The sequence below is a fragment of the Nitratireductor arenosus genome, assembly GCF_009742725.1.
GTDB lineage: Bacteria > Pseudomonadota > Alphaproteobacteria > Rhizobiales > Rhizobiaceae > Mangrovimarina > Mangrovimarina arenosa.
Genome location: NZ_WPHG01000004.1, coordinates 422,693 through 435,665, shown reverse-complemented (window position 1 = coordinate 435,665; position 12,973 = coordinate 422,693). Strand labels below are relative to the sequence as shown.

Annotated in this window: 13 protein-coding genes; 12 read left to right on the top strand and 1 reads right to left on the bottom strand. The window is 65.0% G+C overall.

Annotation, left to right across the window (positions count from 1 at the left end):
• Positions 1 to 23 precede the first annotated feature (23 nt).
• The 9 genes from GN330_RS18535 (at position 24) to GN330_RS18495 (ending at position 9,952) form a co-directional block, all read left to right on the top strand.
• Entirely contained in the window at positions 24 to 1,280 is a 1,257-nt protein-coding gene (locus tag GN330_RS18535) for a L,D-transpeptidase family protein (protein ID WP_156714318.1), read from the top strand.
• Between the two features lie 237 nt (positions 1,281 to 1,517).
• Positions 1,518 to 2,831, top strand: coding sequence for a serine hydroxymethyltransferase (gene glyA, locus GN330_RS18530; protein WP_156714189.1), 1,314 nt, complete (start codon positions 1,518 to 1,520; stop codon positions 2,829 to 2,831).
• A 38-nt stretch (positions 2,832 to 2,869) separates the two neighbouring features.
• Entirely contained in the window at positions 2,870 to 3,340 is a 471-nt protein-coding gene (nrdR, locus tag GN330_RS18525) for a transcriptional regulator NrdR (protein ID WP_156714188.1), read from the top strand.
• Between the two features lie 50 nt (positions 3,341 to 3,390).
• Positions 3,391 to 4,467, top strand: a complete 1,077-nt coding sequence (ribD, locus tag GN330_RS18520) for a bifunctional diaminohydroxyphosphoribosylaminopyrimidine deaminase/5-amino-6-(5-phosphoribosylamino)uracil reductase RibD (RefSeq protein WP_156714315.1) — start codon at positions 3,391 to 3,393, stop codon at positions 4,465 to 4,467.
• Complete coding sequence (locus GN330_RS18515; protein WP_156714187.1) at positions 4,468 to 5,085, top strand: riboflavin synthase; 618 nt, start codon at positions 4,468 to 4,470, stop codon at positions 5,083 to 5,085. It abuts the gene before it with no gap.
• Between the two features lie 162 nt (positions 5,086 to 5,247).
• Positions 5,248 to 5,703: a 6,7-dimethyl-8-ribityllumazine synthase gene (gene ribH, locus GN330_RS18510; RefSeq protein WP_156714186.1), complete on the top strand. Its 456-nt coding sequence runs from the start codon at positions 5,248 to 5,250 to the stop codon at positions 5,701 to 5,703.
• Positions 5,704 to 5,705: 2 nt separating this feature from the next.
• Entirely contained in the window at positions 5,706 to 6,203 is a 498-nt protein-coding gene (gene nusB / locus GN330_RS18505; protein ID WP_343040884.1) for a transcription antitermination factor NusB, read from the top strand.
• Positions 6,203 to 7,414 carry an MFS transporter gene (locus GN330_RS18500; protein WP_156714184.1) on the top strand — a complete coding sequence of 404 codons (1,212 nt, stop codon included), beginning with the start codon at positions 6,203 to 6,205 and terminating at the stop codon, positions 7,412 to 7,414. The genes nusB and GN330_RS18500 overlap by 1 nt, the downstream gene beginning before the upstream one ends.
• 399 nt (positions 7,415 to 7,813) lie before the next feature.
• The gene (locus GN330_RS18495; RefSeq protein WP_343040882.1) at positions 7,814 to 9,952 is read left to right on the top strand and encodes a sodium-translocating pyrophosphatase; all 2,139 of its coding nucleotides are present in this window, start codon (positions 7,814 to 7,816) and stop codon (positions 9,950 to 9,952) included.
• A 98-nt stretch (positions 9,953 to 10,050) separates the two neighbouring features.
• Here the strand turns inward: GN330_RS18495 and GN330_RS18490 are convergent, their stop codons facing one another.
• Positions 10,051 to 10,575, bottom strand: coding sequence for an outer membrane protein assembly factor BamE (locus GN330_RS18490; RefSeq protein ID WP_156714182.1), 525 nt, complete (start codon positions 10,573 to 10,575; stop codon positions 10,051 to 10,053).
• Positions 10,576 to 10,680: 105 nt separating this feature from the next.
• Here GN330_RS18490 and GN330_RS18485 point away from each other — a divergent pair, with 105 nt between their 5' ends.
• From GN330_RS18485 to plsX, 3 genes are all read left to right on the top strand, one after another.
• On the top strand, positions 10,681 to 11,235 hold the full coding sequence (locus GN330_RS18485) for a ubiquinol-cytochrome C chaperone family protein (RefSeq protein ID WP_156714181.1): 555 nt from the start codon (positions 10,681 to 10,683) through the stop codon (positions 11,233 to 11,235).
• 4 nt (positions 11,236 to 11,239) lie between these two features.
• Positions 11,240 to 11,794: a YceD family protein gene (locus GN330_RS18480; protein ID WP_156714180.1), complete on the top strand. Its 555-nt coding sequence runs from the start codon at positions 11,240 to 11,242 to the stop codon at positions 11,792 to 11,794.
• A gap of 108 nt (positions 11,795 to 11,902) precedes the next feature.
• Positions 11,903 to 12,967, top strand: coding sequence for a phosphate acyltransferase PlsX (gene plsX, locus GN330_RS18475; RefSeq protein WP_343040880.1), 1,065 nt, complete (start codon positions 11,903 to 11,905; stop codon positions 12,965 to 12,967).
• Positions 12,968 to 12,973 lie beyond the last annotated feature (6 nt).

Genomic DNA, 12,973 nt, shown 5'->3' with positions numbered 1-12,973 from the left:
CACGAATGAGGCTGACTGGCACGATGAAGACGGATCGCCGCAAGTTCCTTGTTGGCGCGGGCTTGGCCGCCGCGTCCCTGACCACGGTGCCTGCGCGCGCCCAGCAGGATGTCATCCGGGATTTGATCCTGTCGCCGAAGCGCGGCGCATGGGACGATCAGTTCGACGCCCGCGCCAGCAATGGCGAGAAGGTGGCCTCGAATCTGCCGATTCTCAGCCCGCAGACCGTCGGCCATGTCGAACAGGCGGTCGCGCAATATGCCAGCATCGTGTCTCGCGGCGGCTGGCCGATGGTGCCGGCCACCAAAAAGCTGCGTCTTGGCGTGGTTGACCGCGATGTCGAGGCGCTGCGCCGCCGGCTGATGATTTCCGGCGACCTGGCCCAAAGCGCCGGTATGTCGTCGGCCTTCGACACCTACGTGGATACCGCCGTCAAGCGCTTCCAGTCGCGCCATGGCCTTCCCGCCGACGGCGTGCTTGGCCGCTACTCCTTCGCTGCGATGAATGTTTCGGCGCCGGTGCGGCTCGGTCAGCTTGAAACCAATATTGTGCGACTGCGGTCGATGTCGGGCTTTCTCGGTGACCGGTATGTCATGGTCAATATTCCCGCCGCCCAGATCGAGGCGGTCGAGAATTCGCGTGTCGTTCTGCGTCACACCGCGATCGTCGGCAAGATCGACCGCCAGACGCCGATCCTCAATTCCAAGATCAACGAAGTGATCGTCAACCCGTACTGGAACGCGCCGGTCTCGATCGTGCGCAGGGACATCATTCCGCTGGTGCGCAAAAACCCGAACTATCTCGCCGAAAACAGCATCCGCATCCTCGGACCCGGCGGCGCCGAGGTCGATCCGGCCACCATCGACTGGTCGACCGAGGAGGCGACCAAGCTGCGCTTCCGCCAGGATCCCGGCAAGATCAATGCCATGGCGTCGGTGAAGATCAATTTCCCCAACCCGCATGCCGTCTACATGCACGACACCCCGCAGCAGGGGCTGTTCAACAAGCTCATGCGGTTCGATTCGTCCGGCTGCGTGCGCGTCCAGAACGTGCGTGATCTCGTCACCTGGCTGCTGCGCGATACCGATGGCTGGAACCGCCAGCGTTTCGAGCAGACCATCAAAACCGGTGAAAGCACGCCTGTGGCTCTGGCCGGCCCTGTGCCGGTTTATTTCACCTACATTTCGGCCTGGTCGACCGGCGATCAGGTGGTGCATTTCCGCGACGACATTTATGGCCGCGACGGCGTCGATGAACTGATGATTTCCTCCGCTCTCTAAAGAACGGCGGTTTTCCCGTCTGATCGGGACCTCTCCACTGTGCGGAGAGGTCTTTTTCGTGCACGCGTTGTCCCGTTTCTCGCCTGCGTGATCCCATGCCCGGGCCACCCATGCGCTCACGATCCGGCCGTTGCGATCGCGCCAGGCAAATTTCGCGCCGGCCGCGTGGAAGCCCGCCGCGAAGTGTGTTAATGCGCCCGCTCATCCTGGACCATCTCGACATGAGGACCGTTCATTATGGCTACTGCCACTGCCGTATCGCCCGCTGCCGACAGCTTCTTCAACAGCCCGCTCGCGGACGTTGATCCTGAAATCTTCGGCGCGATCGGCAAGGAACTCGGTCGCCAGCGCCACGAGATCGAGCTGATCGCCTCGGAAAACATCGTCAGCAGGGCGGTGCTCGAGGCGCAGGGCTCGATCATGACCAACAAATATGCCGAGGGCTATCCGGGCAAGCGCTATTATGGCGGCTGTCAGTTCGTCGACATCGCCGAGGAACTGGCCATCGAGCGCGCCAAACAGCTTTTCGGCTGTCAGTTCGCCAATGTGCAGCCCAATTCCGGGTCGCAGATGAACCAGGCCGTGTTTCTGGCCCTGCTGCAGCCCGGCGATACGTTCATGGGCCTCGACCTGAATTCGGGCGGCCATCTCACGCACGGCTCGCCGGTCAACATGTCGGGAAAATGGTTCAACGTCGTCTCCTACGGCGTGCGCGAAGACGACCATCTGCTCGACATGGACGAGGTCGAGCGTCTGGCGCATGAACACAAACCCAAGCTGATCCTGGCCGGCGGCACCGCCTATTCGCGTTTCTGGGACTGGAAGCGTTTCCGCGAGATCGCCGACGCGGTCGGCGCCTGGTTGATGGTCGACATGGCCCATATTGCCGGCCTCGTCGCCGCCGGCGTGCATCCCTCGCCGGTGCCGCATGCCCATGTCGTGACCACCACCACCCACAAATCGCTGCGCGGGCCGCGCGGCGGCATGATCCTGACCAATGACGAGGCGGTTGCGAAAAAGGTGAACTCCGCCGTGTTCCCGGGCCTGCAGGGCGGGCCGCTGATGCATGTCATCGCCGCCAAGGCGGTCGCCTTCCGCGAGGCGCTGCAACCCGAGTTCAAGACCTATGCACGCGAGGTTGCTGCCAACGCCAAGGCGCTCGCCGCGAGCCTCAAGGAGACCGGGCTCGACATTGTCTCGGGCGGCACCGACAACCATTTGATGCTGGTCGATCTCCGGCCCAAGAACGCCACCGGCAAGCGCGCCGAGGCCGCTCTGGGCCGCGCCAACATAACCTGCAACAAGAACGGCATTCCCTTCGACCCGGAAAAGCCTTTTGTCACCTCGGGCATCCGGCTGGGTACGCCCGCCGGCACCACGCGCGGCTTTGGCCAGGCCGAGTTCCGCGAGATCGGCAGTCTGATCGCCGAGGTGCTGGACGGTCTCAAGACGTCGAATTCCGACGACGGCAACGCGGCCGTGGAAGCTGCGGTCAAGGACAAGGTGATTGCACTGACCGAAAGGTTCCCGCTCTATCCCTATATGGGCTGACGTCAGCCTGCTGCCAACGACCACGACGAGGGATCGCGATGCGTTGCCCCTATTGCCAGTCTGAAGACACGGCCGTGAAGGATTCCCGTCCGGCCGAGGACGGCGCAGTGATCCGGCGGCGCCGCGTCTGCCCGGATTGCGGCGGGCGCTTCACCACGTTCGAGCGGGTGCAGCTTCGCGACCTCGTGGTGGTCAAGCGATCCGGCCGCAAGGTGCCGTTCGACCGCGACAAGCTGATCCGCTCCTTCGACATCGCGCTCAGGAAACGCAATGTCGAGCCGGAGCGGATCGAGCGCGCTGTCTCCGGCATCGTGCGCCAGCTTGAAAGTTCCGGCGAGACCGAGATCGCCTCCGACCAGATCGGCCGGCTCGTCATGGAAGCGCTGAAATCGCTCGACGATGTCGCTTATGTGCGCTTTGCCTCCGTCTATCGCAATTTCCGCGAGGCGAAGGATTTTCACGAACTGCTCGGCGAATTGGGCGGCGAGGAAGTCGCCCGCGATCCGTGACGACGCCGTCCTCCGCCGGCAGGGATCAGGCCGCGCTCGACCGGCGTTTCATGGCGGCCGCGATCCGGCTGTCGCGCCGCAATCTCGGCCTCACCGCCACCAATCCCTCGGTCGGAACCCTGATCGTCGCCGATGAGGGCAACAGTCCAGTGATTGTCGGCCGCGGGGTGACCGCGCGCGGCGGGCGGCCCCATGCCGAGACCGAGGCGCTGGCCGAGGCCGGCGAGCGGGCGCGCGGGGCGACCGCCTATGTCACGCTCGAGCCCTGCGCCCATCATGGCCGCACGCCGCCCTGCGCCTCGGCCTTGATCGCCGCCGGGGTCGGGCGCGTCGTCGGCGCCTCGACCGATCCTGACCCGCGCGTTTCGGGCAAGGGATACGCCATGTTGCGCGCCGCAGGCGTTGAGGTCGTCGAGGCCGTTCTGGCCGATCGGGCCGGCGACGTCATGGCCGGCTATCTCATGCGTTCCATGAAAAAACGTCCGGAAGTGATTCTGAAGCTGGCGGTTTCTTCCGACGGCATGATCGGCCGCGCTGGGCAGGGCCAGGTGCCGATCACCGGTCCTGTCGCGCGCGCACAGGTCCATCTGATGCGTGCCGAGGCCGACACCGTCTTGATCGGTATCGGCACCGCGATCGCCGACGACCCCGAACTGACCTGCCGACTGCCCGGATTGGAGGACCGCTCGCCTGTGCGCATCGTGCTTGATAGCGGCGCGCGCCTTCCCGTAACCTCGAAGCTGGTCGCGCAGGCCGCGCGGGTTCCGGTTCTGGTCGCCGCCTGCGCCTCGGCGCCCGAGGCGCGGCGCCAGGCGCTGGCGCGGGCCGGCGTGGGCCTGCTCGCCACCGAGGAGTTTGACGGCGCGGTCGCGTTGCCGGAGCTTTTGGAGGATCTGGCCGCCCAGGGCATGTCGAGCGTGATGGTCGAAGGCGGCGCCAACACCGCCAAGGGGTTTTTGGCCGAGCGGCTGGTCGACCGGATCGTGCTGTTCACCGGGCCGGAGGCGATCGGCGCGGGCGGCATTGCTGCGCCGTTCGACCGCGACACGCTGCCCGAGGGGTTCCGTGTCCTGCGCCGTGCGCGTTTCGGCCCGGACGAATGCATCGAACTTGTGAGGACGGCGTAGATGTTTACCGGGATCGTCAGCGATATCGGCCGGGTGACGGGGATACGCCCGCTTGCGGAGGGCCGGCGCATCCGCATCGAGACCGCCTATGATCCGGCCACGATCGAGATCGGCGCCTCGATCGCCTGCGCGGGCGTCTGCCTGACGGTGGTGGCGCTGCCAGATCAGGGATCGAACGCGCGCTGGTTCGAGGTCGAGGCGTGGGAGGAGGCGTTGCGGCTGACGACGGTGGCTGACTGGCGCGAGCACAGTCGGCTCAATCTCGAACGCGCACTGAAGCTCGGCGACGAGCTCGGCGGCCATATCGTGTCGGGCCATGTCGACGGCCTCGCCGAGATCGTGGCCCGAAAGGACGAGGGCGACGCGGTCCGCTTCACCCTGGAGGCGCCGCGCGCACTGGCGCGGTTCATTGCGCCCAAGGGATCGGTCGCGCTCGACGGTACGTCGCTGACCGTGAACCGGGTGGAGGGCACGCATTTCGACGTGCTCCTGATCCACCATTCGCTCGTCGTCACCACCTGGGGTGAGCGCCAGGTTGGCGACCATGTCAACCTGGAGATCGACACGATGGCGCGTTACGCTGCGCGGCTGGCCGAGGCTGCGCACGAAGACGTTTAGGGCTCGGTCCGCCATCGATCCGCATGGCGCAAATAAACTTGCGCCGGGCCGGCCGACAACGGCAGTTCGTGTCTAATGATTGCCGGGACCGGCTGGCCGGCAAACTCGCGCTTGCGTGCCATCGCCGTTCGGCCTAAGTGACCCGCTTACTCGGAGAGACCCATGAGCGCTTCCAGGAAAAAACATCTGCTGATCGTCGAAGCGCGCTTCTACGACCGGATTTCCGATGCGCTTCTCGAGGGCGCCAAGGCGGCGTGCGAGGAGGCCGGCGCCACCTACGATGTCGTCACCGTGCCCGGGGCGCTCGAGGTTCCCGCCGTGATCGCCTTCGCGCTCGATGCCGGCGAAGGCACCGGCGCCGATTATGACGGCTTCGTCGCGCTGGGCTGTGTCATACGTGGCGAGACCTATCATTTCGAGATCGTGGCCAACGAATCCTCGCGCGCGCTAACGCGCCTCGCGGTTGAGGAATCGATCGCGATCGGCAACGGCATTCTCACCGTCGAAAACGAAGAACAGGCCTGGGCGCGCGCCAAGCGTTCGGAAGGCGACAAGGGCGGTTTCGCCGCGCGCGCGGCGCTGACCATGGTCGCCGTGCGTGAAAGGCTCGGAGCCTGATCGTGACCGCTCCGGCCGACAATGGGCGACCACAGACGCGTCCCGCCAACAAGCGCGGCTCGGCTCGGCTCGCCGCCGTTCAGGCGCTGTACCAGATGGACGTCGCCGGCAGCGGCCTGCTGGAAACCACGGCCGAATATGAATCCTTTCGTCTTGGCAAGGAACTCGACGGCGCGCTTTACCGCGAGGCCGATCCGCAATGGTTCCGGGCCATTCTGGCCGGCGTCGTGGAAAACCAGAAGACGGTCGACCCTGTGATCCGCCAGGCTCTGACCGAGGACTGGCCGCTGTCGCGCCTGGATACGACTTTGCGCGCCATCCTGCGGGCGGCGGTTTTCGAGTTGATGAAACGCGCAGACGTGCCGGTCGCCGTCATCGTGTCGGAGTATGTCGATATCGCCAAGGCCTTCTACGCGGAGGAGGAACCGAAGCTGGTCAACGCGGTGCTGGACCGGGTCTCGCGACGCCTGCGCGGCGAAGGTCGGGGAAGGGGCGCCTGATGACGGTGGAAACGCAGGCGCGCGAAGCGCGCCGCACCGCGCTCATCCTGGCCGCGTCCAATGCGATTGTCGGTGCCGCCGCCCCGGTTTCGATTTCGATCGGCGGACTGGCCGGTCACTATCTTCTCGGCGCCGACAAGTCGCTCGCCACCGCGCCGGTCACAGCCTATACGGTCGGCGTCGCGCTCGGTGCCTTGCCGCTCGCCTGGCTCGTGCGCCGTTTCGGCCAGCGCAACGGCTTTCTCTCCGGCACCCTGGCGACCGCGCTTGGCGGCGCGCTCGCCACCTTCGCCCTGTTTCGCGGCGATTTCTGGCTGTTTTCCTTGGGGCTGCTGATCATCGGCTTCGGCGGCGCGTCGGTCCAGCAATACCGCTTCGCCGCCGCCGACAATGCCCCCTCCCAGTTCAAGGCGCGGGCGATCTCCACCGTGCTTGCCGGCGGTGTCGTGATGGCGATCGTCGGGCCGCAAGTCGTCATCTTTACCCGTAGCCTGTTTGCCCCGGTCATGTTCGCCGGCTCGTTCGCCGCCGTGATCGGCCTGGCCGCGCTCGGCGCCGTGATCCTGTCCTTCCTGCGCCTGCATGATCGGCAGGCCGTTGCCTCGGCGCAGACGGACGCGCCGGTACGCCCGCTGGGCGAAATCCTCGCGCAGCCGCGCTTCATGGTCGCGTTGTTGTGCGCGGTCGGTTCCTACGCGTTGATGAGTTTTGTCATGACCGGCGCGCCGCTTGCCATGGTTGGTTGCGGCTTTTCGCCCGACGAAGCTGCGCTCGGCATTTCCTGGCATGTCATGGCCATGTTCGCACCGAGCTTTTTCACCGGCCGGCTGATCGCCCGTTTCGGCAAGGAGACGATCGTGGCGACCGGTCTGATCCTGCTCGTCGGCTGCGCTATCGTGGCGCTGTCGGGCATCGCGCTGTGGCAGTTCTGGAGCGCGCTGATTCTGCTTGGCGTCGGCTGGAATTTCGGCTTCATCGGCGCGACCGCCATGGTGTCGGAAACCTATACCGATGCCGAGAAGGGCAAGGTCCAGGGCGTTCACGACTTCCTGCTGTTCGGCTCGGTCGCCTTCGCATCGCTGATGTCGGGGCAGGTGTACAACGCGTGGGGTTGGGACATGCTCAACTGGATCATCTTCCCGGGCGTCTTCGTGTGTATCGGCGCTCTCGCGGTGCTTGTCGTTTCGGCGCGGCGCAAGGCGCCCGCCTGACGAATCGGCCCCTTGTCGCCGCGCGCCGCGCGCCGCGCGACCGTGTCGTGTTTTGTGCGTCCGACCGGCGCCGGTGACCGGCCCTAGCCATGGCTGTGATCCGTCACGAGGCGGTTTTCGCGTCGGGCGCGCCGGTCGGCTTTTATTGAAAACCGTTCCATCGCCCGGCCCGGGCGGTATTTGCCGCGTTGTGTTGCACGCTGGGTGCAAAACCTTCACCTTTCCGCTCCGCTTTCATGGCGAAAGCCGGGCAAAACTTTAACAAAACCTTGACGTTGCCCCAGCCGTTTCGCATAAGCCGCGGCGACTGGTCGGAATCCGCCATGTCTCGGCAGGGACCGATCTTCCTTCAACGGCCCGGGGAGGGGTTCTTCCGGGCCAAACTCGAGGAAATTGGCAGTGACAATACTTTATATCGTCATCGCCTGCGGCCTTCTTTCTGTCCTGTACGCCATCTGGGCGACGCAATCGGTCCTTGCGGCCGACCAGGGCAATGAGCGCATGCAGGAAATCGCCGGCGCTATTCGGGAGGGCGCGCAGGCTTATCTGAGCCGACAATACACCACCATCGCGATCGTCGGGGTCGTCGTATTCCTGTTGGCCTGGTGGCTGTTGTCGGGTGCGGCCGCTATCGGCTTCCTGATCGGGGCCGTCCTGTCGGGCGCCGCCGGTTTCATCGGCATGCATGTTTCGGTCCGCGCCAATGTGCGCACCGCCCAGGCCGCCTCCAACAGCCTGGCCGCCGGCCTCGACGTCGCGTTCAAATCCGGCGCTATCACCGGCATGCTCGTCGCCGGCCTCGCCCTTCTCGGCGTTGCCGTCTATTATTACGTGCTGATCGGCCCGATGGGCCACGCGCCGTCCGACCGCGCCGTCATCGACGCCCTGGTCTCGCTCGGTTTCGGCGCCTCGTTGATCTCGATCTTCGCCCGCCTCGGCGGCGGCATCTTCACCAAGGGTGCGGATGTCGGCGGCGACCTAGTCGGCAAGGTGGAAGCTGGTATCCCGGAGGACGATCCGCGCAACCCGGCCACGATCGCCGACAATGTCGGCGACAATGTCGGCGACTGCGCCGGCATGGCCGCCGACCTGTTCGAAACCTATGCGGTGACGGTCGTCGCCACCATGGTTCTCGGCGCCATCTTCTTCGGCGGCACCGAGGTTCTGGGCAGCGTCATGCTTTATCCGCTGGCGATCTGCGGTGCCTGCATCATCACGTCGGTGATCGGCACCTTCTTCGTCAAGCTCGGCGCCAACGGCTCGATCATGGGCGCGCTGTACAAGGGCCTGATCGTGACCGGTCTGCTGACCGTGATCGGCATCGGCGCGGCCACCTCGCTGACGATCGGCTGGAACGACATCACCCTCGCCGACGGCACGACCGTCAACGGCACCAGCCTGTTCCTGTGCGGCATCGTCGGCCTCTTGGTGACCGGGCTGATCGTGGTGATCACCGAATATTACACCGGTACCAACAAGCGCCCGGTGAATTCGATCGCTCAGGCGTCGGTCACCGGCCACGGTACCAATGTCATCCAGGGCCTGGCCGTCTCGCTTGAGGCGACAGCGCTGCCCGCCATCGTGATCATTGCCGGCATTATCTCGACCTTCCAGCTTGCCGGCCTGTTCGGCACCGCGATCGCGGTCACCACCATGCTCGGCCTCGCCGGCATGATCGTCGCGCTCGACGCGTTCGGCCCGGTCACCGACAATGCCGGTGGCATCGCCGAAATGGCGGACCTGCCGCCGGAAGTGCGCCAGACCACCGACGCGCTCGACGCGGTCGGCAACACCACCAAGGCGGTCACCAAGGGTTACGCGATCGGCTCGGCCGGCCTCGGCGCCCTGGTGTTGTTTGCGGCCTATTCCTACGATCTGGAATATTTCGCCGCCAACAGCGCGACCTTCCCCTATTTTGCCGATATGGGCGACGTCTCGTTCTCGCTGTCCAATCCCTACGTGGTTGCCGGCCTGATCTTCGGCGGCCTGATCCCGTATCTGTTCGGCGGCATCGCCATGACCGCGGTCGGCCGCGCTGCAGGCTCGATTGTGGAGGAAGTGCGCAGACAGTTCCGCGACGATCCGGGCATCATGAAAGGCACATCCAAGCCGAACTATGCGCGCGCCGTCGATCTGCTCACCAAGGCAGCGATCAAGGAAATGATCATCCCGTCGCTGTTGCCGGTTCTGGCGCCGCTCGTGGTCTATTTCGGCGTCTACCTGATCTCGGGCTCCAAGGCGTCGGCTTTTGCCGCGCTCGGTGCCTCGCTGTTGGGCGTTATCGTCAATGGCCTGTTTGTCGCCATTTCGATGACGTCAGGCGGCGGTGCCTGGGACAACGCAAAGAAGAGCTTTGAGGACGGCTTCGTCGACAAGGATGGCGTCAAGCACGAAAAGGGCTCCGACGCGCACAAGGCCTCCGTCACCGGTGACACGGTCGGCGATCCCTACAAGGACACTGCCGGCCCGGCCGTCAACCCGGCCATCAAGATCACCAACATCGTCGCCCTGCTGCTGCTCGCCGTCCTGGCGCACTGACGGCATACCGGCGACATCGAGCAAAAAACCCCGCGGGAGCGATCCCGCGGGGTTTTTCAGTTCCCGATTGGGTTCGGCTCGGTTTCGGCCGGCCCGGATCAGACCGGCGGGCCGCCGAACGGGCCGTTGGGCGGCGGCTTGCCGCTGCCGAGGCCGGACAAGAGACGACCGACGAAAGTGTGGTCCTTGCCGCCGGTCGGGGTGGTCCGGGACACGAAGTCGAAGACCTTGCCGTCCTGCAGCCCGTAATTGGACAGGCTCGACACCCGGCCGTCATCGCCGAAATAAACCGCGAGCACCCGCTGCTCGACCAGGCGCGGGCGCATGAAGGCGACCGGACGCACCCGCTTTTGCGAGATGTAATAAAATACCTCGTTGTCGAAGGTGGCGGTGGTGGACGGCGTGCCAAGCGCAAGCAACACCTGCTCGCGGCTCGAGCCGGCCGGAACGAGCTCGATCGCCTCCTCGTCGACGACATAGCCCTGGGTGAGGGTTTCGCGCGGGTTCAGGGTCTGCGCGGTGTTGCAGCCGGCAAGCGGCAGCAACCCGGCCGCCATGGCGGCGAGAAGATAGCGCCGGCGTTTGTCCCCATTGAAATTGACTGGCAGCAACGACATCTCCATGAAAGGCGCTTCGCGACTTGCACCGCGGCGCGAACTCGGTAAACCAGCTTACACGCCGATGCAACAGGCGCACCCTCGTGAGGCGGACCAGGGGAGTCACCCGGCATGCTCAAACAACTACTTGGCCTCGCCCCGAAACCGAACCAGGCCGTCGTTGAGATACTCTACCGGCAAATCGTGGCGGCGGCGCGGCAGCCGGTTGCCTATGACACGTGGTCGGTGCCTGACACGCCGCTCGGCCGCTTCGAGATGCTGTCGCTGCATGTCTTCTTGCTGATGCACCGGGCGCGGCGCGAAGGCGCGCCATTGTCGGAACTGGTGCAGGATCTGACGGACGAGTTCTTCCGCGACGTCGACCATTCGCTACGCGAACTGGGTATCGGCGATCTCGGCATCGCCAAGCGGGTGAAGAAGCTGGCGCGCATGTTTTACGGCCGCGCCGGCGCTTATGGCGAGGCGATCGAGGCGGGCGACCGCGCCGCCCTCAGCGCCGCGCTGGCGCGCAATATCCGGCCCGACACAACCGACTGGCAGGGCGCTGTCCCGCTGGCCGACTATGTGATGGCCGCGCACGAGGCCTTGCAGCGCCAGGACAGCGAAAGCCTGCTGCGCGGCGAGATCGCCTTTCCGCCGGCCGAAGGCCGTCCCGCGGGAGCTTGAGACGATGGCCGATACTGTCGACAGCCCGATATCCTTCCGGGTCAATATCCGCACGCTACCGCGCAAGGGCATGCCGGTTTCGATCATCGCGGACGAGGACCAGAAGGCGGCCCTGGCCGCGATCCACGACCTGCAGGCGGTACGCAATTTCCGCGCGACGCTGAGCGTGTCGGCCTGGCGCGCGGATGGCGTCAGGGTCGCCGGCTCGGTTTCGGCCGACATCGTGCAGACCTGCGTGGTTACCCTTCAGCCGCTCGATGCGCGCGTCGAGGAAATGCTCGAGGCGCTGTTCGTTCCCGAAAACTCGCGGCTTGCCCGGCCTGATGTCTCGGCGGAGGGCGAAATCCTGCTCGATCCGGAGGGGCAGGACGCACCGGAGACGTTTTTGGGCGATACGATCGATGTCGGCGCGCTCGCCGAACAATATTTCGCGCTCGGCCTCGATCCTTACCCGCGCAGCGAGGCCGCGCCCGTTTCCCGCCTCGATGAAGGCCCGTCGGGTTCTCGAGAAGAGGAATCGCCTTTCGCGAAATTGCTTTCCTTGAAACGCAAAAGCTGACAACTGTGCGCTCTGATCCGGCGAATCCGGTTGTGCCGACTTTCAAAAGCGCTATTTTCGCCGGGCTTCCGGAGGTTCGACCATCATCAGATATGAGATGAGACAGGCGTGATCAGGATATCCATTGACGCCATGGGCGGCGACCACGGACCGTCCGTGATCATTCCGGGCATCCAAAAGGTGGTCGAGCGGCGCCCCGATGCGCGCTTTTTGCTGTTCGGGCGCGAGGACGCCGTCGTTCCGGTTCTGGAAAAATATCCGCGCGTGCGCGCGGTTTCGGAATTCGTGCACTGCGAGGTCGCCGTGCGCATGGATGACAAGCCGAGCCAGGCTCTGCGGCAGGGCCGGTGGAAATCCTCGATGTGGAAGGCGATCGAAGCCGTCAAGAAGGGCGAGGCCGAGGTGTGCGTGTCGGCCGGCAATACCGGCGCGCTGATGGCGATGTCGAAATTCTGCCTGCGCACGATGGCCGATATCGAGCGCCCGGCGATCGCGGCCATCTGGCCGACCATCCGCGGCGAAAGCATCGTGCTCGACGTCGGCGCGACCATCGGCGCCGACGCCCATCAATTGATCGATTTTTCCATTCTGGGCGCCGCGATGGCGCGTGCGCTGTTTGATCTCGACCGGCCGACAATCGGCCTGCTCAATGTCGGCGTCGAGGAGATCAAGGGCCAGGAGGATGTGCGCGAGGCGGGCCGGCTGTTGCGCGAGGCCGATCTCAGGACGATGGATTATCATGGCTTCGTGGAAGGCGACGATATCGGCAAGGGCTCCGTGGACGTCGTCGTCACCGAAGGTTTTGCCGGCAACATCGCGCTGAAATCGGCGGAAGGCACGGCCAAGCAATTGGCCGAATATCTGCGCAGTGCCATGAGCCGGACGCTTTTCGCCAGGATCGGCTATATTTTCGCGCGCTCCGCCTTTCAGCGCCTGCGTGAAAAAATGGATGTCCGCAAGATCAATGGCGGCGTGTTCCTGGGGCTGAACGGGATCGTCGTCAAGAGCCATGGCGGCACCGACGACGAGGGCTTTTCGGCCGCCGTGGAACTCGGTTACGATATGGCGCGCAACAGCCTGATCGAAAAGATCAGGGCCGATCTCGATCTTTTCCACTCCCAGCGATCGGCCGGCGAGCGCACGGGCACACAAACCGCCTCGGGCGATATTTAGGAACAG